The 21,921-nt window shown below is 71.3% G+C and carries 20 protein-coding genes; 12 read left to right on the top strand and 8 right to left on the bottom strand.

Annotated elements, in window-relative coordinates:
• Positions 1-518 precede the first annotated feature (518 nt).
• Complete coding sequence (locus tag KBX71_RS24220; RefSeq protein WP_030486383.1) at positions 519-728, bottom strand: PspC domain-containing protein; 210 nt, start codon at positions 726-728, stop codon at positions 519-521.
• Between the two features lie 629 nt (positions 729-1,357).
• Here KBX71_RS24220 and KBX71_RS24225 point away from each other — a divergent pair.
• The 10 genes from KBX71_RS24225 to KBX71_RS24270 all read left to right on the top strand — a co-directional run bounded on the left by KBX71_RS24225 (position 1,358) and on the right by KBX71_RS24270 (position 14,958).
• On the top strand, positions 1,358-2,728 hold the full coding sequence (locus KBX71_RS24225; RefSeq protein ID WP_210820204.1) for an L-serine ammonia-lyase: 1,371 nt from the start codon (positions 1,358-1,360) through the stop codon (positions 2,726-2,728).
• A gap of 72 nt (positions 2,729-2,800) precedes the next feature.
• A complete protein-coding gene (locus KBX71_RS24230; RefSeq protein WP_196928628.1) occupies positions 2,801-3,628 on the top strand; it encodes an ABC transporter permease in 828 nt (275 codons plus the stop codon).
• Position 3,629: 1 nt separating this feature from the next.
• Entirely contained in the window at positions 3,630-4,376 is a 747-nt protein-coding gene (locus tag KBX71_RS24235) for an ABC transporter ATP-binding protein (protein ID WP_210820205.1), read from the top strand.
• Positions 4,373-6,433, top strand: coding sequence for a DUF5941 domain-containing protein (locus KBX71_RS24240; protein WP_210820206.1), 2,061 nt, complete (start codon positions 4,373-4,375; stop codon positions 6,431-6,433). The genes KBX71_RS24235 and KBX71_RS24240 overlap by 4 nt, the downstream gene beginning before the upstream one ends.
• 15 nt (positions 6,434-6,448) lie before the next feature.
• Positions 6,449-8,659 carry a bifunctional glycosyltransferase family 2 protein/CDP-glycerol:glycerophosphate glycerophosphotransferase gene (locus KBX71_RS24245; protein ID WP_210820207.1) on the top strand — a complete coding sequence of 737 codons (2,211 nt, stop codon included), beginning with the start codon at positions 6,449-6,451 and terminating at the stop codon, positions 8,657-8,659.
• 123 nt (positions 8,660-8,782) lie between these two features.
• Positions 8,783-10,081 (top strand): ABC transporter ATP-binding protein, encoded by a 1,299-nt coding sequence (locus KBX71_RS24250; RefSeq protein WP_124817101.1) that lies wholly within the window; start codon positions 8,783-8,785, stop codon positions 10,079-10,081.
• Positions 10,082-10,175: 94 nt separating this feature from the next.
• Positions 10,176-11,198 carry a hypothetical protein gene (locus KBX71_RS24255; protein WP_210820208.1) on the top strand — a complete coding sequence of 341 codons (1,023 nt, stop codon included), beginning with the start codon at positions 10,176-10,178 and terminating at the stop codon, positions 11,196-11,198.
• Positions 11,199-11,261: 63 nt separating this feature from the next.
• Positions 11,262-11,726, top strand: coding sequence for a DUF4442 domain-containing protein (locus KBX71_RS24260; RefSeq protein WP_210820209.1), 465 nt, complete (start codon positions 11,262-11,264; stop codon positions 11,724-11,726).
• 59 nt (positions 11,727-11,785) lie between these two features.
• On the top strand, positions 11,786-12,589 hold the full coding sequence (locus tag KBX71_RS24265; RefSeq protein ID WP_210820210.1) for an HAD family phosphatase: 804 nt from the start codon (positions 11,786-11,788) through the stop codon (positions 12,587-12,589).
• Entirely contained in the window at positions 12,586-14,958 is a 2,373-nt protein-coding gene (locus KBX71_RS24270; protein ID WP_210820211.1) for a glycoside hydrolase family 65 protein, read from the top strand. Before KBX71_RS24265 ends, KBX71_RS24270 begins: the two co-directional genes overlap by 4 nt.
• A gap of 74 nt (positions 14,959-15,032) precedes the next feature.
• Here the strand turns inward: KBX71_RS24270 and KBX71_RS24275 are convergent, their stop codons facing one another.
• Positions 15,033-15,227, bottom strand: a complete 195-nt coding sequence (locus KBX71_RS24275; RefSeq protein WP_210820212.1) for a hypothetical protein — start codon at positions 15,225-15,227, stop codon at positions 15,033-15,035.
• Positions 15,228-15,420: 193 nt separating this feature from the next.
• Between KBX71_RS24275 and KBX71_RS24280 the strand changes: the two genes are divergently transcribed.
• Positions 15,421-16,074: a dienelactone hydrolase family protein gene (locus KBX71_RS24280; protein ID WP_210820213.1), complete on the top strand. Its 654-nt coding sequence runs from the start codon at positions 15,421-15,423 to the stop codon at positions 16,072-16,074.
• On the opposite strand, the gene KBX71_RS24285 is transcribed toward KBX71_RS24280, so the two are convergent.
• Positions 16,075-17,175 (bottom strand): AI-2E family transporter, encoded by a 1,101-nt coding sequence (locus KBX71_RS24285; RefSeq protein WP_210820214.1) that lies wholly within the window; start codon positions 17,173-17,175, stop codon positions 16,075-16,077.
• A 128-nt stretch (positions 17,176-17,303) separates the two neighbouring features.
• Entirely contained in the window at positions 17,304-17,909 is a 606-nt protein-coding gene (locus KBX71_RS24290; protein WP_210820215.1) for a hemerythrin domain-containing protein, read from the bottom strand.
• A gap of 238 nt (positions 17,910-18,147) precedes the next feature.
• Between KBX71_RS24290 and KBX71_RS24295 the strand changes: the two genes are divergently transcribed.
• Complete coding sequence (locus KBX71_RS24295) at positions 18,148-19,398, top strand: FUSC family protein (RefSeq protein ID WP_307847284.1); 1,251 nt, start codon at positions 18,148-18,150, stop codon at positions 19,396-19,398.
• 4 nt (positions 19,399-19,402) lie between these two features.
• On the opposite strand, the gene KBX71_RS24300 is transcribed toward KBX71_RS24295, so the two are convergent.
• The 4 genes from KBX71_RS24300 to KBX71_RS24315 all read right to left on the bottom strand — a co-directional run bounded on the left by KBX71_RS24300 (position 19,403) and on the right by KBX71_RS24315 (position 21,900).
• Entirely contained in the window at positions 19,403-20,047 is a 645-nt protein-coding gene (locus KBX71_RS24300; protein ID WP_210820217.1) for a C39 family peptidase, read from the bottom strand.
• A 223-nt stretch (positions 20,048-20,270) separates the two neighbouring features.
• Complete coding sequence (locus KBX71_RS24305) at positions 20,271-20,678, bottom strand: pyridoxamine 5'-phosphate oxidase family protein (protein WP_124817079.1); 408 nt, start codon at positions 20,676-20,678, stop codon at positions 20,271-20,273.
• Between the two features lie 31 nt (positions 20,679-20,709).
• Complete coding sequence (locus tag KBX71_RS24310; RefSeq protein WP_196928613.1) at positions 20,710-21,048, bottom strand: YkvA family protein; 339 nt, start codon at positions 21,046-21,048, stop codon at positions 20,710-20,712.
• 33 nt (positions 21,049-21,081) lie between these two features.
• Positions 21,082-21,900, bottom strand: a complete 819-nt coding sequence (locus tag KBX71_RS24315; RefSeq protein ID WP_210820218.1) for a hypothetical protein — start codon at positions 21,898-21,900, stop codon at positions 21,082-21,084.
• Positions 21,901-21,921: the final 21 nt, after the last annotated feature.

A 21,921-nucleotide genomic window follows, 5' to 3' on the forward strand; every position in this document is an offset into this window, starting at 1 on the left:
TATGCCGCCCGCTCACGAACGAGCCCGCGGCCTACTCCCGCCGATCCTGAACTCCGGTCCTTGCGCTGCTCGAACTCCATGACACCCCATCGAGGTAGGGGTGTTGCAACGACCGGTGGAACTCAAGGTCGTCGGAGCGGGCGCTCCCGTCTCTGCCCGGCGCGCCGTTGCCCAAGATCCGCGCAACTTCCGGGATGTTGGTCCCTCCAGCGCCCCTGAGGCAGCAACTTCCCTGAAGTTGCCGCCCCGGGGTGCGCCATGGCCGGGGGCATTGCCCGGTGGAGGCCAGGAGCCCTCGGTGGAACCGGCGCTGTGGACCGGACGAGGGGTGGGTGCGCGCGGAAGGGACGTGAGGAACGGCAGCCGAGAGATCCGGAGGTCCGCTGCTGGGGCGCGCGGCCGATTCGCCGGATATGAGGCATCGTCGCGGTGGCGGACCGAGCAAACTTGGACAGTTTCCGTTAGCAGCTAACGGAAACTGTCCAAGATCTGCGATTACGTCAGGTGTGCGGGGCGGGTCAGTGGCCGGTGGAGGCCAGGTAGCGGTCCTCGTTCGGCATCAGCACCCACAGGATCAGGTAGACGATCACCTGTGTGCCGGGCAGTAACAGCGACAGCAGGAACAGCAGCCGGACCATTCCGGCCGACATGCCGAACCGCCGTCCGAGGCCGGCGCAGACACCGGCGATCATGCGCCCCTCGCGGGGCCGGACCAGTTTGCGACTCATCGTCGTACTCCCACTCTGCGGCGGTGCGCCGCGTCTGCAATCCACGGTAGAAAGGGATGACCACCTCGCCCTCGGTCCCGAGGAGGAGCGGCAACCCGTGGACCCGTAGGTGCTTTACCCGGGCAACCCTCCGCTGACGCCTCCGCGCCTGCCGCCGCTTTCGGCCGCCGCCCCCTCCCGGCCAGCCTCGCCCGCCGCAGCCGGGCGGAGATCGTGCTCGATCCTGGTTGTAGTGGCATCGAGGCGGGCGGACACCACTACATCCTGGATCGAGCACGATCTTGCGGAGCGAGCGGGCGACTGGGGCGGGCGAGGCGGCGCCGGGCGGCCAGGGCCGCGCCGGGCGCGGGGCGGGGCGGGGCGGGGCGGAGCGGGGCGGGGCGGAGCGGGACGGGGTGGAGCGGGACGGGGTGGGGGGAGGCGTGCGCCGGGCGGGGGAGACGGCGGTCGGGTGTTCACGTCCCGGACCGGATGGGCGGTGAGCTGGGCGGGTAGGCTGGCTGATCGGTCTTCCACACCCCGGAGGGCCGGCACCCCATACCCCGGACGGTCACCATCGGGGCCGCCAGACCGGTGGTCACGACCCGGCCGGGTCCCGTACGCCGGGACGACGGCGAGGAAGCGCAGCCATGATCAGTGTTTTCGACCTCTTCAGCGTCGGTATCGGGCCGTCCAGCTCACACACGGTGGGGCCGATGCGGGCCGCGCGGACGTTCGTCGGCGGGCTCAAGGCCGACGGGTTGCTCACTGACACGGCGCGGGTGCAGGCCGAGCTGTTCGGCTCCCTGGGTGCCACCGGGCACGGCCACGGCAGCGGTCCGGCGGTGCTGCTCGGGTTGGCCGGCGAGTCGCCGGAGACTGTCGACACGGACACCGTCGGTCCTCGGGTCGAGCGGATCCGGGCCGAGCGGCGGCTCAACATCCTGGACGCGCACGAGATCGACTTCGATCCGGATCGGGACCTGACGCTGCACCGCCGTCGGTCGTTGCCGTACCACCCGAACGGGATGACCTTCGTGGCGTACGACGGGGCCGGTGCCGAGTTGCGCAGCCGCACCTACTACTCAGTCGGTGGCGGTTTCGTGGTGGACGAGGCGGCGGCCGGCGCGGACCGGATCAAGCCGGACAGCACAGTCGTGCGGTACCCCTTCCTCACCGGGGCGCAGCTCCTCGACGTCACCACCCGTACCGGTCTGTCGATCAGCGAGGTGATGCTGGCCAACGAGCGGTCCTGGCGCAGCGAGGCGGACATCCGGGCCGGTCTGCTGGAGATCTGGCGGGTGATGCAGGAGTGCGTGCAGCGTGGCTGCGAGCGGGACGGCGTACTCCCTGGGGGGTTGAAGGTGCGGCGGCGCGCGGCGGAGCTGCGGCGTGGCCTGGAGGCGGAGGCCGGGTCGGCCGACCCGCTGCACGTGATGGACTGGGTGACGTTGTTCGCGCTCGCTGTCAACGAGGAGAACGCGGCGGGCGGCCGGGTGGTCACCGCGCCGACAAACGGCGCGGCCGGGATCATTCCGGCGGTGCTGCACTACTACACCCGGTTCGTGCCGGGGGCCGATGACGAGGGCGTGGTGCGGTTCCTGCTGACGGCGGGCGCGATCGGTGTGCTGTTCAAGGAGAACGCGTCGATCTCGGGCGCCGAGGTGGGCTGCCAGGGTGAGGTCGGTTCGGCGTGCTCGATGGCGGCGGCGGGGTTGGCCGAGGCGCTCGGTGGCACCCCGGAGCAGGTGGAGAACGCCGCCGAGATCGGGATGGAGCACAACCTCGGATTGACGTGTGACCCGGTGGGTGGCCTGGTGCAGATCCCCTGCATCGAGCGCAACGCGGTGGCTAGCATCAAGGCGATCACGGCCGCCCGGCTGGCGCTGCGCGGCGACGGTGTGCACAAGGTGTCGCTGGACAAGGTCATCAAGACCATGCGGGAGACGGGCGCCGACATGAAGGTCAAGTACAAGGAGACGGCGCGTGGCGGTCTGGCCGTCAACGTGATCGAGTGCTGAGTCCGGTCGATTCGGGGCAATCGTTCACCGACTGCTAACCTGTCGTCCGTTTCAGGAGGCGGGAGGCTCGCGGTGACCGCTGGCGTCGCGGCGTTGTGGTCGCACCGCAACTCGCTGCGCATCCTGGTCCGGCGGGATCTGGCGGTCAAGTACCAGCAGTCGGTGCTGGGCTACTTCTGGTCGTTGATCGAGCCGCTCGGCATGGGCGCCATCTACTGGTTCGTCTTCGGGGTGCTCTACTCCCGGGACACCGGTCGGCACCTCGGTGAGGCGGCCGGGTCGTACCCGTTGTTCCTGATCACCGGCATCTTCGCCTGGATGTGGACCAGTTCGGCGCTGAGCGAGGCGACGAACGCGCTGACCGGCCAGTCCCGGCTGATCACCACGATGAACGTGCCGCGGCAGGTCTTTCCGATCGGCCGGGTCACCGGCCGGTTCGCCGAGTACGCGGCGGGCCTGCCGATCCTGATCGCCATCGCGGTGATCTACGCGGTGCACGGTCGGATCCACCCCGGCTGGTCGCTGCTCTCCCTGCCGCTGGCGGTGACCGTCCAGGCCGTCCTGTTGACCGGGCTCGCCCTGCTGCTGTCCGCGTGGAACGTGCTGATGCGCGACGTGGAACGGTTGATGCGGCTGATCATCCGGGTGCTCTTCTACGCCACGCCGATCATCTATCCGCTCAGCCTGGTCCGGGAGTCCGGCCTGCCCGGCTGGCTGAAGGTGGTCTACGAGCTGAACCCGCTGGTCGGGATCTTCCAGCTGCACCACGCGATCTGGTACCCGGACGAGTTCCCGGACGCCCGGCTGCTCGCCACCACGATCGTCGGCAGTCTGCTGGTGCTGGCCGCCGGTTGGTGGTCGTTCCGCCGGTTGGAGCCCGCCGTGCTCAAGGAGCTCTGACGTGGCCGCGCCGATCATCGAGGCGGACGGCCTGGGCATCCGGTTCGTCCGCAACCGTCGCCGTCAGCTGCGGCTACGCGAGTTGTTCATCCACCGGGGCGCCCGTGGCGCGCTGCCCGGCCAGTTCTGGCCGCTGCGGGACGTGTCGTTCACCGTCCAGCCCGGCGAGACGGTCGGGGTGATCGGTCGCAACGGCACCGGCAAGAGCACCCTGCTGCGGCTGATCGCCGGAGTGCTCATTCCGGATGAGGGCGGCATCCGGGTGCACGGCGCGGTGGCGCCGTTGCTGGAGTTGTCCGCCGGTTTCTCCAACGACCTGACCGGGCGGGAGAACCTGCACCTGGTCGGTGGGTTGCACGGACTGTCGACGAGCTACCTGAAGCGGCACTTCGACGACATCGTCGAGTTCGCCGGTGAGCAGGTGGAACGGGCCATCGACACGTCGGTGCGGCACTACTCGTCGGGGATGAAGGTGCGGCTGGGCTTCGCGATCATCTCGCACCTGCCGCACCCGATCCTGCTGATGGACGAGGTGACAGCGGTCGGGGACGCGGAGTTCCGCAAGAAGTGTTACGCGACGATTGATCGTCTGCTCGGGGAGGGGCGCACGCTGGTGCTGGTGTCACACAACGAAAAGGACCTGACCCGGTTCTGCCGTCGGGGGTTGTACCTCGACGCGGGCCGGTTGACGCTCGACGGCACCATCGCCGAGGCGCTCGACGCGTACCACGCCGCGGTCCCGCGGTGACGCTCGCGATCGTGCTCGCCGCCGGGAGGCCCGCGGCGGGCCTGACCACGGCCACCGGCGAGCCGCTGGCCGACCGCCTGGCCGCCCAGTTGCGCCAGGCCGGGGCAAACGAGGTGCGCTTCGCCGCCAACCTCGACGAGCTGATTGACCTGGTCGCCACCGCGATCGCGCCCGTGCTGATCACCGGCACGGACCTGGTCGCGCACACCGCCGTACTGCGGCACCTGGCCACCAGCCCGGTGGGACCCACTGTGGCGCTGGTGCTCGGCGACCCGCCGGTGCCCGGTCGGACCGCCGTGCGGGAGGAACGCGGCCAGGTGGTCGACGCCGCCGCGTTGGACGCCCTCGACGGAGACGCCACAGGCGTGTTCGGCGGCGCGCTGCGGGTCGGCGTGGACGACCTGCCGACCCTCGCGGCCGCCGCCCGGGCCGCCGCGTCCGGGCTGCTCCCCGTCGCCGCCCCGATCGGCCCGGCCGGCGACGTGGCGCCGCTGCCGGCGACCGGCGGGGCCGGACCCGGCGGGTCGGTCGCGGCCGGTGGCCCCGGGTCCGCCGTGGACCGGCTCTTCGCGGGCCTCGCGGCGCTCGGCACCCTGATCTTCGCCCAGCGGGTACGCCTGCTCGTCGCCCACCGGGTCGAGGACCAGGCCGGGCTGACCGCTGCCGAGGCGGCGGTGACAGCTGTCGACGAGGACCGGGCGGAGCTGCGGCTGTCGGTGAAGGAGAAGGACGACTTCTTCTCCACCTACTTCGTCAGCACCTGGTCGCCGTACGTGGTCCGGCTCTCGGCCCGGCTTCGGCTCACCCCGACCGGGGTGACGGTGATCTCGGTGCTCTTCGCGTTGGGCGCGGCGGTGCTGTTCGGGGTCGGTGGGCGACCGGCGCTGGTCGCCGGCGCGGTGCTGCTCTACCTCGGCTTCGTGCTGGACTGCGTGGACGGCCAGCTGGCCCGCTACACCCGGCACTTCAGCGCCTGGGGCGGCTGGCTGGACACGATGGCGGACCGGGCCAAGGAGTACCTGGTCTACGCGGGGCTGGGCTTCGGGGTGAGCCACGCCGGGCTGGGCAACGGGTGGGCGCTCGCGATCGCCGCGATGACCTTGCAGACCGTCCGGCACATGACCGACACCTGGTACGGGGTGCTGCACGACGAGGCGGCCCGCCGGCCGCGTACGGCGACGAACGCCAGCGGCGGGATCGGTGACCGGCTCAACGCGGCGTCGACGCGGGTGCAGGCGGACACCGGGTCGGTGTCGTACTGGCTGAAGCGGACAGTGGTCTTCCCGATCGGTGAGCGCTGGGCGCTGATCGCGGTGACAGTGGCGCTGTTCAACCCGCTGGTCAGCCTGATCGCCGTGCTGGTCTGGGGGGTGCTGGCGTTCGCGTACACCGGGGCTCTGCGGACGCTGCGGGCCCGCTGGATGTGGGTGCCGGTGCTGGACACTGTCGACGCCACCCTGCACCGCGACGACGGGCTGTTGGCCCGCTGGTTGCCGGTGGTCCGCCCGATGGGGCCGCTGACCCTGGCGGTGATCGCCGCGCTCGGCCCGGCGGTGCTACTGGTCGGGGCGTTGCTGAGTGACGCGCCCGAGGGGCTGCGCTGGGCGGTGCCGGTGGCGCTGCTGGTGCTGCTCGTCGCCGGGCTGGGCGCGGGAGCGGCGCACAACGGTCCGCTGGACTGGCTGGTGCCCGCCGCGTTGCGGGCCGCCGAGTACCTGTTCGCCATCGCGGTCGGAGTGGTCGGCGGGACGCCCGGCTGGCTGATCTTCGGGTATGTCTTCGTGCTCACCGTGCACCACTACGACCTGACCGCCCGGCTGGAGAAGCGGCAGGTGGCACCGCCTCTGCACGCGGCGACGCTGGGTTGGGGCGGCCGCTCGGTGCTGTTGGCCCTCGCGGCGATCGCCGGAATTGCGGGTATCGGACTGGCTACACTCGGTGCGTACCTTCTCGTGGTTTTCGTGGTGAGCGTCGTCCTGGCCTGGTTCGTGCGACCGGCCCGTAGCGCGCGGGCGTCGGTGGCGCCGGCGGGCGCTGGAGGTGCCGCGCCGCGCTGACGGAGGGACGGCCGGATGACCCTGATCAGCTTCGTGGTGCCGGCCTTCCGGGTGCAGGGATACCTGCGGGAATGCCTGGACTCCATCCTCGGTCAGCCGGAGACCGACATCGAGGTGATCGCCGTCGACGACTGCTCGCCGGACGCCAGCGGCGACATCATCGACGAGTACGCGGCCCGCGACCAGCGGGTCCGTTCGGTCCGGCTGGCGGAGAACGTCGGTCTCGGTCCGGCCCGGAACATCGGGCTGGACCGGGCCGTCGGCGAGTACGTGTGGTTCCTCGACGGTGACGACTGGCTGGCTCCGGAGTGCCTGACCGAGGTCGCCGAGCGGTTGCGGGTCACCCGCCCGGACGTCCTGCTTGTCGACCACGTCCGCTCCCACTGGAACGACACCGCCACCCGCAGCGCGATGGCCGAGGTGTTTCCGGAGGCACCGGGCCCGGGCACCTTCCGGTTGCGGGACCGGCCGCGGGCGATGCACCTGCTGCACACCGCGTGGAACCGGCTGGTCCGGCGGGAGTTCCTCGTCGACCTGGGGTTGCGCTTCGCGCCCGGCTGGTACGAGGACGTCTCGTTCAGCTACCCGGTGCTGATGGCCGCGCACCGGATCGGCGTACTGGACCGGGTCTGCGTCAACTACCGCCAACGCCGCGCCGGCGCGATCACCCGGACCCGGGGTGACCGCCACTTCGAGGTCTTTCCGCAGTGGCACCGGGTCTTCCACCTGATGGATTCGTGGGGGCCGGCGACGGAGGCCCTGCGGCCGGCGGTCTTCGAACGGATGATCTGGCACTACCTGACCGTGCTCGGCAACGGTCAGCGGATCGCGCCGGAGCTGCGGGAGGCGTTCTTCGCGCAGATCACCGCCGACTACGAGCGTTGGCTGCCGCCCGGCGGCTATCCGGTGCCGGACGGGGTCGAGGGGATCAAGCACAAGCTCGTCGCGTCCGGCCGGTGGCGCACCTTCAGCGCGTTGCGGGCCGCCAGCCGGGCACGTGACACCGCCCGCCGGCGGGCCCGCACCGCTCGGCGCACTGTCGGCCCGGTCGCCCGGCGCGGTGCCCGGCTGACCCGCGACGGGCTGCTGCGCGAGTACTACCGGGCCGAGTTGCGGCGGCCGGTCGACCCGACGCTCGCGGTGTACGCCGCGTACTGGTACCGGGGATACTCCTGCAACCCGGCGGCCATCTACGAGGTCGCCCGCCGGTTGGCGCCGGAGGTGCGCGGGGTGTGGGTGGTGCGCCGGGACCGGGTCGACACCGTGCCGACCGGGGTGGAGTACGTGGTGGCCGGCACGCCGGCGTACTACCGGGTGCTCGCCCGCGCCCGGTGGCTGGTCAACAACGTCAACTTCCCGGACTTCGTCCGCAAGCGACCGGAACAGGTGCACGTGCAGACCCACCACGGCACGCCGGTCAAGGTGATGGGGCTGGATCAGCAACGCCACCCGATCGGCGCGGGCCGGATGGACTTCGCCGGGCTGTTGCGCCGGGTGGACCGCTGGGACTACAGCGTCAGCGCCAACAGCTTCTCCACCCAGATGTGGGACCGGGCGTACCCGGCCACGTACACCACCCTGGAGGTGGGGTACCCGCGCAACGACCGCCTGGTCACCGCCGGCCCGGACGAGGTGCGCCGACTCCGCGCGGAGTTCGGCCTCGCCCCCGACGAGCCTGTCGTCCTGTACGCCCCGACGCACCGCGAGCACCTGCCCGGCTACCGGCCGCCGTTCGATCCGGACCGGTTCGTCCAGGCGCTCGGTGACTCGGGCCGGTTGCTGATGCGCAGCCACTACTTCCACGACCGTGATCGACGTCCCGGCCGGCCGAAGGACTGGGAGCGGGTTCGCGACGTCAGCGGCCACCAGCGGGTGGAGGATCTCTACCTGGTGGCGGACGTGTTGGTCACCGACTACTCGTCGGCCATGTTCGACTACGCGGTGCTGGACCGGCCGATCGTGCTCTACACCCCGGACTGGGAGGCCTACCGGCTGGCTCGGGGGGTCTACTTCGACGTCACGGCCGAACCGCCGGGCGCTGTGGCGTCCACTTTCGCCGATCTGCTCGACCTGTTCCGTACCGACGCGGTGCGCTCGGACGCGGCGGCGAAGGCCCGCGAGCACTTCCGGGCCCGGTTCTGCACGCTGGACGACGGGCGGGCGGCAGAGCGGGTGGTGCGCCGGGTGTTCCTCGGAGAGCCGGGCGAGCGGTCCACGCGCTGTTGATCGGATTTCTGTCGTTTAATAGCAGCGTCATCGATCGAACATGAGACGTTTACCCGATGTCACAAACCCATGATCCTGGTCACAGTCTTGTGGGGTTCGGCCGACGCGCTGAGGGGGAAGACGGTGAGCACCGTCACGCTCAAGGATGTGACCAAGGTTTTCCGGGATGGCACGATTGCCGTCGACAGCATCAATCTCGATGTCAACGACGGCGAGTTCATGGTGCTGCTTGGGCCGTCCGGGTGCGGCAAGTCGACGGTGCTGCGAATGATCGCCGGCTTGGAGGACCCGACCACCGGCGCGGTCATGCTCGACGGGGAGTTGGCGAACGACCTCCCCCCACGGGACCGCAAGATCGCCATGGTCTTCCAGGACTTCGCGCTCTACCCGCACATGACAGTCGGCGACAACATCGCGTTTCCGCTGCGGCTGGCCGGGATCGAGCCCGAGCCGAGGGGTGAACGGGTCAGTGACGTGGCGAGCGCGCTGGGCATCGGCGACGTGTTGGCCCGCAAACCGGGTCAGCTCTCCGGCGGCCAACGGCAGCGGGTCGCGATGGGCCGGGCGATCGTCCGCCGGCCCGGCCTGTTCCTGATGGACGAGCCGCTGTCCAACCTGGACAGCGGTCTCCGGGCCGAGCTGCGGGCGGAGATCTCGGGCCTGACCCGGGAGCTGGGCGTCACCACCGTCTACGTCACGCACGACCAGGCCGAGGCGCTCACCATGGCCGACCGGGTGGCCATCATGCGCCGCGGCGTGCTCCAGGACGTGGGCACACCAACCCAGGTGTACGGCCGGCCGGCGACGCTCTACGTGGCGGCGTTCCTGGGCAGCCCACGGATGAACCTGCTGGAGGCGTCGGTCTACGTCCACCTCGACCGGTACGTCACGCTCAACCTCGGTGACCAGTCGCTCTACCTGCCCTGGAACGACATCCGCAGTCGGGCGGTGGCGCACTACCACGGTGAGCGGATCGTGGTCGGCATGCGGGCCGAGGCGCTCACCCCTGTCGCACCGGACAGCCCCGGCGACGTGCTGCGCGGGCGGATCCGCTACCTGGAGCACCACGGGCACGAGTCGTTGGCGTTCCTCGACATCGGCGCGACAGCGATCGTGGTCGACGAGATGGGCGCACCGCTCGAACCGCCGCCGGTCGGCCAGCGCGGCCTGCGCCGGTTCGGCTCGGTGATGCAGCGGCTCACCGGCAAGCCGGTGGAGGCGCAGGAGCCCCCGGTCAGCGGCGTCCAGACCAGCGTGCTCCCCGATCCGGGCCGGCACCACCGACGCCCGGCGGAGCTGGCGGTGCGGCTTGCGCCGTACCCGGCGGTCAGCGCCGGTCACCCGCTCGCCGTCTCGGTGCGGATGGACGCGCTGCACTTCTTCGACGAGCGTGGCGACCGGATCGACGTGGGTTGGCGCTGACGACGCGCCGGAGCGGGGTGGCGGGCTCGCCACCCCGTGTCCTACCGTCTGCCCACCCAGTCCACTGTGAAAGTCCACCGAGAGGGGTGCACCCGTGTCGGGTGACCGTCCCAGCCCGCTCGTCATCGAGCGCATCCTGCGGGATCGCGAGGGCATCTGGCAGCAGATCGTGGCCGAGCGTGACCTCAACGCCCTGACCGGGCGGATGCTGACCAGTTCCGCAATCGCGTTGGCCTGCTACGGGGCGGTGCTGGGCTTCTTCCACAGTCCGCTGATGGCGTTGACCTCGGCGCTGAAGCTGCCACTGCTGTTCCTGGTCACGCTGGCCATCTGCCTGCCCACGCTCTACCTGTTCAACCTGGTCTTCGGCGCCCGACTCTCGGTGCGGCAGTCGTTGGCGCTGGTGATGGTGGCGATCACTGTCACCTCGATGCTCGCGGTGGCGTTCGCGCCGATCAGCCTCTTCTTCCTGATCACCGCCAACGACTACGGGTTCTTCAAGCTGCTCAACGTGGCGATCCTGACCCTGTCGGCGCTTGTCGGGTTGCGCTTCCTGACCAGCGGGATGCAGGTGCTCAACGACCACGGCCTGCTCGCGCCGGAGGCCGCCAACGCCAAGGTGGGCGAGCAGGCCGCCGCCCAGGCGCCGGTCCAGGCCGTGCCGGCCGCGGTGGCCGTCGGGGCGACGCCGGCAGCGGCGCCGGCCGCCGGCCAGGGCGCCGAACCGGTCGCCGTGCCGGCCGGAGCCACGGTGGCCGAGTCGACGCCGAACGGCGCCGTGACGACCGCGCCGGCTCCGACCCAGGCTCCGGCCCAGGTTCCGACGCAGTGGGCCGGGCAGCCCGCCGGTGCCTCGTTCCCGCCGGGCATGCTGCCGCCCGGCTACGTGGCGCAACGCCCGTGGGACGGCCGTACCGCCCGACGCGGCGAGCCGGCGCAACGACCGGCCAGCATGACGCTGCTCTACATCTGGATCCTGCTCTTCGGGTTCGTCGGCACCCAACTGGCCTGGACGCTGCGTCCGTTCTTCGGCGACCCGGGCCAGGACTTCGCCTTCTTCCGCAGCATCGACGGCAACTTCTACGCGGAGATCCTGCGCACCATCGCCAACCTCTGAGCGTGCCGCCGCCGGCGAGAGTTGCTGGTTGCCGGCCTGGTTACCGATGAGTAACGTCGGGCCATGACTATCGACTCCCGCCAGGTGGCGGCCGGCATGCTGGAAGCGGTGCCGTTCGCTCGTACGCTCGGTCTCGAGTTCGTCGAGGTGGCGCCCGAGGCGGAGGGCGGCGTGCGGGCGGTCGTCCGGCTGCCCGACTCGCCGGCCACCCACAACCACATCGGCGGACCGCACGCCGGCGCCATGTTCACAGTCGGCGAGACGGCCTCCGGCGCGGTCGTGCTTGCCGCCTTCGGGCAGCTGCTCGACCGAGCCGTGCCGCTGGCCGTCCGGGCCGAGATCGCCTATCGGAAACTCGCAATGGGTCCGGTGCTGGCCACCGCGCGACTCGGCCGGCCCGCAGTCGAGGTGATCGAGGAACTGGAGGCCGGTCAGCGCCCGGAATTCCCCGTCGCTGTGGAAATCGCCACCGAGGACGGGAAACCGACAGCCGTGATGACCGTGATCTGGACTCTGCGACCGAACTGAAACGCCTCAGGGCGGCGGAAACGGGTTTGCGGGCCCAGCAGGGTGGATAGATTCGTACCGTGCTGGGCCTACCTGCTCACGTGACCGCCTGTCTCTTCGATCTGGACGGTGTGCTGACGCAGACCGCCCGCGTACACAACGCCGCCTGGGCGCAGACGTTCGATGAGTTTCTTCGTCAGCGCGCCACGGTCTCCGGCGAGCCGTTCCAACCGTTCGATCCGGGCCCGGACTACAACCGCTACGTCGACGGCCGACCTCGGGCCGACGGCGTCCGGACGTTCCTCGCCTCCCGCGGGATCGTGCTGCCCGAGGGCGGCCCGGACGACCCGCCGGAGGCCGAGACCGTCAACGGCCTCGGCAACCGCAAGAACGTCCTGCTGCTGCACCAGCTGCGTACCGCCGGTGTCGAGGTCTACCCGGGCTCGGTGCGATACCTGAAGGCGGCGACCGCCGCCGGGCTTCGCCGAGCCGTGGTCACCGCGAGCGCGAACGGGGGTGAGGTGGTCGCCGCCGCCGGGTTCGAGCCGTTGCTGGAGGCCCGGGTCGACGGGCTCGTCGCCCGCGCTGAGGGGCTGCGCGGCAAACCACACCCCGACACCTTCCTCGCCGGGGCCAGGCTGCTCGGCGTCGACCCGACACAGGCCGCCGTCTTCGAGGACGCGCTCTCCGGAGTGGCCGCCGGTCGCGCAGGCGGCTTCGGTTACGTGGTCGGCGTCGACCGGGTCGGGCAGGCTGACGAACTGCTCGCCCACGGCGCCGACATCGTGGTGAAGGACCTCGCCGACCTGCTCGACGTCGCCGACCCGCCGGCGCCGACCCGCACCGATACCGACCCGCTCGCCGCCGAACGAGGCCCCGCATGATTCGTGAACGCGCCTATCCGGTCGAGCCGTGGCACGTCCGGGAGACCCGGCTGGACATGGACGTGCTGGCCCAGTCGGAGTCGGTGTTCGCGCTCTCCAACGGGCACATCGGTCTGCGGGGCAACCTCGACGAGGGTGAGCCGCACGGCTTGCCCGGCACCTACCTCAACTCGTTCTACGAGTTGCGTCCGCTGCCGTACGCGGAGGCCGGCTACGGCTTCCCCGAGTCCGGGCAGACCATCGTCAACGTCACGAACGGCAAACTGATCCGATTGCTGGTCGACGACGAACCGCTCGACGTGCGCTACGGAGAGCTGCTCGCCCACGAGCGGATCCTCGACCTGCGGGCCGGCACGCTGCACCGGGAGCTGCACTGGCGCTCGCCCGCCGGCCGCGAGGTAAAGGTCCGCAGCACCCGCCTCGTCTCGTTCACCCAGCGGTCCGTGGCCGCCATCAGCTACGAGGTGGAGGCCGTCGACCGCCCGCTGCGGCTGATCGTGCAGTCCGAGTTGGTGGCCAACGAGTCGCTGCCCGCGCAGAGCAAGGACCCCCGGGTCGCGGCGGTCCTGGAGTCGCCGCTCCAGGCCGAGGAGGAGCTGACCACCCCGGACGGTGGTCAGCTGATCCACCGCACCAAGGTCTCCGGGCTGCGGGTCGCCGCCGCCATGGAACACGAGGTGCACGGCCCGGACCACACCACCATCGAGTCCGAGGGATACCAGGACTGGGTGCGTACCACCGTCGCCTGCGTCCTCCAGCCCGGCGAGAAGCTGCGGGTGATCAAGTATCTGACGTACAGCTGGTCGAGCCGTCGCTCCCTGCCGGCGCTGCGTGACCAGGTCGGCGCGGCACTGGCCGGCGCCCGGCTGGACGGGTGGGACGGGCTCCACCGGGAGCAGCGCAACTACCTCGACACGTTCTGGGACGCCTCCGACGTGCTCGTCGAGGGCGACCCGGAGGTGCAGCAGGCGGTCCGATTCGGTCTCTTCCACGTCTTGCAGGCCGGCGCGCGCGCCGAGCAGCGGCCGATCTCGGCGAAGGGGCTGACCGGCCCCGGCTACGACGGCCACGCCTTCTGGGACACCGAGATGTTCGTCCTGCCGGTGCTCACGTACACCCAGCCGAGCGCGGTGCGCAGCGCGTTGCAGTGGAGGCACAGCACGCTGGAGTCGGCGCGGGAACGCGCCGAGACGCTCAACCTCCGGGGCGCAGCCTTCCCCTGGCGGACCATCGAGGGCCCGGAATCATCCGGATACTGGCCGGCCGGCACTGCCGCCTTCCACATCGCCGCCGACATCGCCGACGCCGTGCGTCGCTACGTGATGGTCACCGGGGACACCCAGCTGGAACGGGAGATCGGGCTGGAGCTGCTCGTGGAGACCGCCCGGCTGTGGCGCTCGATCGGCCACCACGACCGGCACGGGCAGTTCCACATCGACGGTGTCACCGGGCCGGACGAGTACACCGCGGTGAAGAACGACAACATCTACACCAACCTGATGGCGCAACGGAACCTGCTCGCCGCCGCCGACGTGGTGATGCGCTACCGGGACGAGGCGTTCCACCTCGGGGTCACCGACGAGGAGGCCGCGAGTTGGCGGGACGCCGCCACCTCCATGTACGTGCCCTACGACGAGGAGCTCGACGTCCACCAGCAGGTGGCGGACTTCACCCGACTCCAGGAGTGGGACTTCACGCACACCCCGGCGGAGAAGTACCCGTTGCTGCTGCACTACCCGTACTTCGAGTTGTACCGCAAGCAGGTGGTGAAGCAGGCCGACCTCGTCCTTGCCATGCACTGGCGGGGGGACGCCTTCACGCCCGAGGAGAAGGTGCGCAACTTCCTCTACTACGAGCGCCGCACCGTACGCGACTCGTCGTTGTCGGCCTGCACCCAGTCGGTGCTCGCCGCCGAGGTGGGCCACCCGGAACTCGCGCACACCTACCTGCGTGAGGCCGCGCTCATGGACCTGCACGACCTCAACGAGAACACCCGCGACGGCGTACACATGGCGTCGTTGGCCGGCTCGTGGCTCGCCCTGGTGAGCGGGTTCGGTGGTCTACGGGACCACGACGGCGAGCTGTCCTTCGCCCCCCGGCTCTCCAGCCGACTCAGCCGGCTGGAGTTCTCGCTCCAGTGGCGGGGGCTGGCGCTGCGGGTGGATGTCCGGCCGCACCAGACGACATACTCGCTGCGCCACGGCGGCCCGGACGACGCGGTGGAGCTGCGCCACCACGACCAGAAGCTGCGGGTGACCTGCGACGAACCGGTGACGGTGCCGGTGCCGCCAGCCGAGCCGACCGGCCCTCCGCCCGAGCAGCCACCGGGCCGGTCTCCGCTGCTGCGGTTGCCCGAACGCGAACAGTGACGGGCGGGGCGGGAGTGCTCCCGCCCCGCCCGCCCACGCCGGTGGGTCAGACCGGCTCGCCGGTCCCGTGTAGGTCAGATGGGCTCGCCGGTGGACGGACGTCCGATCGCGTCCCGGGGCGTCGCCGCCTTCGGATCGTCGGGCAGCCGCGCAGAAGCGGCCTGGTCCCCGAAATCCTGGTCCCCGAAGTCTTGATTGCGCTCGGCGTCCTGTTCACGCTGGGACTGCTCGGTCAGCTGCTGCTGCCGGGAAATCTGCTGCTTGGCCATGGCGATCCTCGCGATCCGTCGGGGCGCGGTTGCGCCGACACGGTCTGCGGTCGCTCGTCGCGTACCCGACGCCCCATCGGGCAAACGCGGCCCGGCGGCCCGCCCACGCGCTGCGGAGTGACGCCGCCGCCGCGTGCGTGCCGGGCGGCGGGCGGGGTACCCGGACCACCGGCGAGCACACGGAGGTGGGGGCATGGACGAGCAGCGCGGCACTGTGACGATTCCGATCGGGGACGTCCAGCTCCCCGCCGACCTGACGCTGCCCGCCCAGCCGGTGGGCGTGGTGCTGTTCGCGCACGGCAGCGGCAGTTCCCGGCACAGCCCGCGCAACGTGGCGGTGGCCCGGACGCTGAACGACAGTGGGCTCGGCACGGTGCTGGCGGATCTGCTCACCCCGGCCGAGGACGAGGTGGACGCGCGAACCGCGGAACTGCGCTTCGACATCGGGCTGCTGGCCAGCCGGCTGGCCGGGATCGTCGACTGGCTCGCCGTCGAACGTCCTGCCGGTGACGTGCCGATCGGTCTGTTCGGAGCCAGTACGGGTGCCGCCGCTGCCCTGGTAGCGGTGGCGTCCCGCGCCGACCGGGTGGCTGCCGTGGTCAGCCGAGGTGGTCGGCCGGACCTGGCCGGGAACGCGCTGGCCCAGGTGCGTACCCCGACGTTGCTGTTGGTGGGCGGGCTGGACGAAGAGGTGATCACGCTCAACGAACGGGCGCTGGCCGAGTTGGGGGAGGTCGGCGAGCTGCGGGTGATCCCCGGCGCCACCCATCTCTTCGAGGAGCCCGGCACCCTTGAGCAGGTCGCCGACCAGGCCGGCACCTGGTTCACCACGCACCTCGGCCGATGATCAGTCGGCGGGCAGGATTGCCGAGGCCGAGCGGCGCTGTTGGACGGTGTCGATGACGCGCCAGAGGACGGCGGTGATCGGGACGCTGACGAAGGCGCCAGCGATGCCCGCGATCAGCGTGCCCGCGGTGACCGCCACCAGGATCACCGCCGGATGCAGTCGGACCTGCCGCTTCATGACCAGCGGCTCCAGCAGGTTGCCCTCGATCTGCTGCACGGCGATCACCGCCGCGAGGGTGAGCAGCGCGGTGGTGGGACCGTTCGCGGCCAGCGCCACCAGCACCGCCACCGCGCCGGCCACCGTCGCCCCGATGATCGGCACGAAGCCGCCGAGGAACGTGATCAATGCCAGCGGCAGGGCGAGTGGTACCCGCAGCACCACGAGGGCCAGCCCGATGCCCAGCGCGTCGATCGCGGCGATGAACATGGTGCCCCGGCTGTACGCGCCCAACGTCTGCCAACCGTTCCTGCCGGCCTCGGCCAGCACCGGCTGGGTCTGGCCGGACACCCGGGACAGCACCCAGTGCCACATCGACCGGCCGTCCTTGAGCAGGAAGAAGAGCAGCACGAGAGCCAGCAGCGCGGAGCCGAACACCTCCGTGGCGGTCCGGGCGCCCGCCACCGGGTCCGGAGAGCTGCCGCTGAGACCCTGCCGGGCCTGGTCGACCAGATGATCCAGCTGTGCCTCGCTGACCGGCAGCGTGGACGTCACGAAGTCCCGGCTGCGTTCCACCCCCTGCGTCAGCTCCTGGCTGAGCTGATCGAACTGGCTGGCGGTCAGATTCCACACCAGGGCGCCGACGCCGACCAGGATGCCGAGCAGCAGCAGTACGGTGCAGAGCGCGGCCAGCGCCGCCGGCAGGCGCAACCGGCGCAGCAGAAGCAGGACCGGATCGAGCAGCGCGGTGAGGAAGATGGTGGCGGCCAGAGCGATGGCCAGCGGCGCCAACAGGACGGCGATCCGGCCCACCAGGTAGAGCCCGGCGGCGACCACCACCAGGCAGGCGCTCCACGACACCGCGGTTCGGACCAGCCAGGGCAGCGCCGCCCAGGTCTGGCGCGGCCCGGGGCCGCCTGTCGGTCCGGGGTCCTCTGCGGCCATGTCGGTCCTCCTCGATCTCGACGAGGTCGGTACCCGGTTGGTCGTGCCCCGACACCCGAATCGCTGGCCGTCGCCCGCGCGGATCGTACGTCGGCCGGAGTGCCGCGGGCGGGTGTTCGCGAATCGGGTCAGCGCTGTTGCCTGTCGCGTAGCTCGTCCATCGAGGTGGGTCGGCCGCTCAACGCGTCGCGCAGCCGGTCGACCAGACCGATGCCGGGGGCGAGCAGCCTGGTCGCCGGCGGGCTGTCCGGGCTCCCCGGATGTGGCCGGGTCGGCCCGATCTTCTTGATCGCCGTCACCCTGGCGGCAGCCTCGACCAACTCCTCCCGGGCCGTCGCGGCGCGTAGCCGCGGAAAGAGTTCCTTCTCCTCGTCCGCCACGTGGTGTCGGACGGTGCTGGTCAGCTGGGCGAGCAGCTCGTCGAAGCGGGGGTCGGACGGCTCGGTGGACTCCAACTCCTTCATGGTCCGCTCGGCGTCGGCGTGCTCCGCTATCTCGCGGTCGGCGATCTCGTCGCCGTCGGGCAGCGCCTTGCGGGCGATCGGATAGACGTACGCCTCCTCGGCCACCGAGTGGCGGACGAGTTCGGCGATCACTACGTCGACGAGGTGCCGGCGGTGCTCGGGGGTGCCCCGCCGGGTCGCCAACTCGACGAGGACTGCCTCGATCTCACGATGATCGGCGACCAGGATGTCGACGGCATCGTGGTCGTCGGCGGTTGCTGGGTTGGTCATGTCACGGCCCCTTACCGGTTGCGGATCGGTGGGAGGTGTGTGGCTCTGGTACCCCCACGGGGCTGCACAAACCCACGGGTGACGATGTGTTCGATGGTGTCGGTGGTGGCGGTGGTGCCGACCCCGCCGCGATTGCCCTGCCGTCGCCGGGGTAACCGCCCCCATGGCCGACGACCACCCACCCGCCGACCGTGATCAGTCGCGACTCGATGAGACCGCCGAGCGGACGGTTCGGCAGGTGCGGCAGGCGCGGAACCGCGGCGGGCAGGCCGGCCGGATCCGGGCCCGGCAGTGGGAGGTCACCCTGGTGATCTCCGTCCAGGCCGGGTTGGCCGCGGCGATCGCCGCGCTGCTCGCCAAGAACCTGCTCGGCCCCGGGTCGCACGTCTTCGCTCCCGCCGCTGCCGTCGGTACGATCGCCACCGCCATCGGGCAGCGGGCTCGGCGCACCTTCGAGCTGTTGGGCGGCGTCGGCCTGGGCATCATCATCGGCGATACGCTGCGTTTCGTGCTGGGCTCGGGCCCGTGGCAGACCGGCGCAGTGGTCGCGCTGGCCATCGCCGCCGCGTTGCTGGTGGCCGGGAAGGGTGGTCCGCTGGTCGGTCAGGCCGGCGGTACCGCAGTGCTGATCGCGACACTGGCCCCGATGGAACGTGGCCTGGAGTTGCCCCGGATCTTCGACGCGCTCGTCGGCGGGGCGGTCGGCCTGGTGGTGGTCGCGCTGTTGCTGCCGATCAACCCGATGCGAGTGCTGGACCGGGCCGCGGCCCCGATCTTCACGATCCTCTGCGAGCAACTCGCCGAGCTGGCGCAATCGATGCGCGAGCGCGACGGCGACCGGACCCTGAAAGTCCTGGAGCGACTACGGGGCACCGACGGCGACCTGAGTCGGCTGCACGATGCGCTCAGCGGGGCCGAGGAGGTGGTGACGATCGCTCCGGCGCGCTGGCACCGCCGGCAGCAGTACCACAGGTACGCCCGCAGCGCGGATCACCTGGAGCGGTTGTTGTTGGACACTCGTGCCATGGCCCGCTGGTCGACGACCGCCCTGCAGTACGACGAGCCGATTCCGCCGGAGCTGCCGGACGCGATGGCCCGGTTGGGTCAGGCGGTGGCGGTGATGCGTTCCGAGTGCAAGGCCGGTGACGACCCTCAGCGGACCCGCCGGTTGGTCGAGGAGTGCGCCGAGTTGGCCGGGCGGGCCTCCGCGAGCGGGGTCAGGTCGTTCGGCGAGTCCCTCGTCACCGGACTGCGCACCGCAGCCAGTGACCTGCTCCGGGCGGCCGGTTCCGAACCCGACGACGCGAACCGGATCGTGCGCCGGGCAACCGGTGCCGGGGAAGCGGAGATCCACCCGCCGGTCCGGCGACACCTGCACCGGGCCCGACCAACGCGGGCTGCCCGCGCCCGTCGACGCGCGCACCTCGCCGCCCGGACCCGTAACGACGGTCGGGCCGGCCTCCCCGCACGGGAGAGGCCGGCCCGGTGAACGGTCAGGAGGAGTAGCCGCGCTCGGCGATCCAGTTGGCGATCTTCGGCAGGCTCATCCAGTACTCGCCCAACGCGGGGTCTGCCGGGTCGGCGACCCGGATCGTGTCACCACCGTCGCGGTAGCCGACGAGGGTCAGGTAGTGGCCGCCTTCGTACGAGTGCGGGTTGCCGTCGGTGTCCACTGTCGTGCCCTTGATGTTGGCCACCACCGGCCGGCCGGCGTCGACAGCGGCCAGCACGTCGCGGCGCAGCTGCTCGACCTGGTCGGGGCGGGCCACCGAATCACGGATCTCGGTGGTCCGGTACTTGCCGCCGGTCAGTTCGTTCAGCACCCGGGTGGTGTCCAGGGCCGAGGGGGTACCCGCCTCGGTGGTGCCGAGCAGTCGGGCCACCTCGTCCTGGGAGAGCGCCTTGCCCTGGGCGGACAACGCGATCCGGGTCGCGGCCGGACCGCAGTAGTAGAAGTTCGGCTGGGCCTGGTAGTCGACGCCGAGGATCCGTTCGGCGTGTCGGTCGTTCTGGTTCGCCGAGGCCGGTGCGGCCTGCACCGGGGCGGCCTGCGCGGCCACCGCCGGGCCGAGGGCGCAACCGCCTGCGACCAGCAGGCCGACGACTGACAGACCGCTCTTCTGGACGATCGGGTTCATGGTCGAGTCTCCGTTCGGGGGTTGGCGCCTCCGGCGGGCGGAGGGCGGCAGCACCGGGAATGGCGCTCGGCGCAACACGGGGGCCGACCATCGGTGGTCTCGGCCCTGGGCGTACCGAGGGCGTAACCGCTCTGCTCCACGGAGAATTCCGCCGGCCGGGGGCACCGGGGGTCGCGCGGTGTCCATGCCCTGCCGAACCGGACGTTGGGGACGCGCGGTCAGCTCAGAGGCTCCCCAGCAGCCTGGTCACGGTGATCTCGATGACCACCCGCTCCGGATTCGGGCGTGGTGTCCGATACCGCTCGGCGTACCGTCGCTCCGCCTCCGCCACGGCGGCCGGATCCGACCGCAGCACCGCCCGGCCCTCGATCGTCAGCCAGCGGCGGCCATCCACGTGGCACACGGCCACCGCCGCGCCCGCCGCGCCGGCCGCCGCCACCTGACGGGCCTTGCGGGAGGCGCCGGAGGTGATGACCCGGGCCAGCCCGGCCGCCGGGTCGAGAGTCACGCCGACCGGTACGACGTGCGGGGTGCCGTCCGCCCGCACTGTGGTCAGCGTCGCGAGGTGCCGTTCTGCGCAGAAGGCGACAACACGGTCATCGTGCACGTCCAACCGATGATCGCCCGTCATGCCCGTCCCCTGTCCGCCGAGCCGACCTTGATCATGGCACGCGGCGCGCCCGGTCCCGATCCGGCAGGGCGTCCGGCTGACCGGGCAACTGCCGACCCGCCGCCCGACGTTTGTGCACCAGCCGGGTCAGGTAGATCAACGCGGCGGCAAGGACCCCCATGTCGTCCAGGTAGATCGGGTCCGGCAGTACGTCGACCGGGAAGATCGTGTAGATCAGCGCCCCGTAGAAGGCAACCTTGCCGCCCGCGCCGAGCCCGGTCAGCATCCGCCGCGTACGCACCACCCGCACCGCCAGCACCACGGCACCGACAAGTGTGGCGAGCGCCAGGATGCCGGCGACCACCACGAGGACCCACGCCTGTCGGGACATGCCGTCACGCTAACCCACCCGACCCCGCTCGGCTCAGAACGCGGGCACCGTCGCACGACCGCGAGCCGTCACCTTGTTCTCCCGGGTCTGCTCGACGTTCTCCCGGATCTGCGCGCCCACCGGTCGGGCAACCTCGCTGAGCGGCAGCACCGACGCTGACTCGGCGACCCGTCGACCGGTCGCGGCGTGCGCCTCCTCGCGCAGACTGCGAGCCGCGGCCACCGCCAACTCCGCCGCCCGCCACGCGGCCTGCTCCCGCTCGCGGGCCGCGGCGTGCTTGGCCGCCAGGTTGTCCCGGATCGCCCGCTGGAGCACCAGCTCCTGCTCGACCGGGTGCAGTCGCGGGTCCCAGCCGTCGCGGTGCGCGAAGACGCCGCTGAGTTGCTCCACCGACAGCTCCCGCCGCCAGTACGCATCCAGCGCCGCCCGGTGCAGGTAGCGCTCGCGGTCCGCGTACTCGGCGGGGGTCCGCGCGGTGTGCGGCAGCGGCATCGCAGCCGCCGCGTCGAGCCGCCGCACGCCGGCCTCGGCCGACTCGTACGGCAACCAGGCCGCCTCGACCTCCTCCTGCGCGGCCACCCACTCCGCGCGGCGGCGTTGCGCTGTGGTGGTCGCCCTCTCCGCGGCCACCGCGACCTCCTGCGCGTAACGGCTCTGCTCCCGCTCCTCCTGCGCCTGCTCGAGTTGGCTCGGCATGGCCGCGCGACGGATCCGGGAGCCCGGATCGAAGCGGAACCGGCCGGGTCGCAGCAGGAGAGCGGAGACGGCGACGGTGACCACGCCGAGCAGGCTCAGCCAGATGACGGCAACCCGGGAGAGGTCTGGCAGGACGGCGGAGAGGATGGTTTGCATGATCAGCACCTCGCGGTCGAA

Source organism: Micromonospora sp. D93, assembly GCF_018070365.1.
In the GTDB taxonomy this organism is placed as follows: Bacteria; Actinomycetota; Actinomycetes; order Mycobacteriales; family Micromonosporaceae; genus Micromonospora; species Micromonospora ureilytica.

Excerpts from the sequence above, each read along its gene's own strand:
- KBX71_RS24315 (WP_210820218.1), bottom strand. The coding sequence starts at position 21,900 with ATGCAAACCATCCTCTCCGCCGTCCTGCCAGACCTCTCCCGGGTTGCC.
- KBX71_RS24300 (WP_210820217.1), bottom strand. The coding sequence starts at position 20,047 with ATGAACCCGATCGTCCAGAAGAGCGGTCTGTCAGTCGTCGGCCTGCTG.
- KBX71_RS24260 (WP_210820209.1), top strand. The coding sequence starts at position 11,262 with ATGACTATCGACTCCCGCCAGGTGGCGGCCGGCATGCTGGAAGCGGTG.
- KBX71_RS24285 (WP_210820214.1), bottom strand. The coding sequence starts at position 17,175 with ATGGCCGCAGAGGACCCCGGACCGACAGGCGGCCCCGGGCCGCGCCAG.
- KBX71_RS24310 (WP_196928613.1), bottom strand. The coding sequence starts at position 21,048 with ATGTCCCGACAGGCGTGGGTCCTCGTGGTGGTCGCCGGCATCCTGGCG.
- KBX71_RS24305 (WP_124817079.1), bottom strand. The coding sequence starts at position 20,678 with ATGACGGGCGATCATCGGTTGGACGTGCACGATGACCGTGTTGTCGCC.
- KBX71_RS24280 (WP_210820213.1), top strand. The coding sequence starts at position 15,421 with ATGGACGAGCAGCGCGGCACTGTGACGATTCCGATCGGGGACGTCCAG.
- KBX71_RS24270 (WP_210820211.1), top strand. The coding sequence starts at position 12,586 with ATGATTCGTGAACGCGCCTATCCGGTCGAGCCGTGGCACGTCCGGGAG.
- KBX71_RS24225 (WP_210820204.1), top strand. The coding sequence starts at position 1,358 with ATGATCAGTGTTTTCGACCTCTTCAGCGTCGGTATCGGGCCGTCCAGC.
- KBX71_RS24275 (WP_210820212.1), bottom strand. The coding sequence starts at position 15,227 with ATGGCCAAGCAGCAGATTTCCCGGCAGCAGCAGCTGACCGAGCAGTCC.
- KBX71_RS24290 (WP_210820215.1), bottom strand. The coding sequence starts at position 17,909 with ATGACCAACCCAGCAACCGCCGACGACCACGATGCCGTCGACATCCTG.
- KBX71_RS24245 (WP_210820207.1), top strand. The coding sequence starts at position 6,449 with ATGACCCTGATCAGCTTCGTGGTGCCGGCCTTCCGGGTGCAGGGATAC.
- KBX71_RS24220 (WP_030486383.1), bottom strand. The coding sequence starts at position 728 with ATGAGTCGCAAACTGGTCCGGCCCCGCGAGGGGCGCATGATCGCCGGT.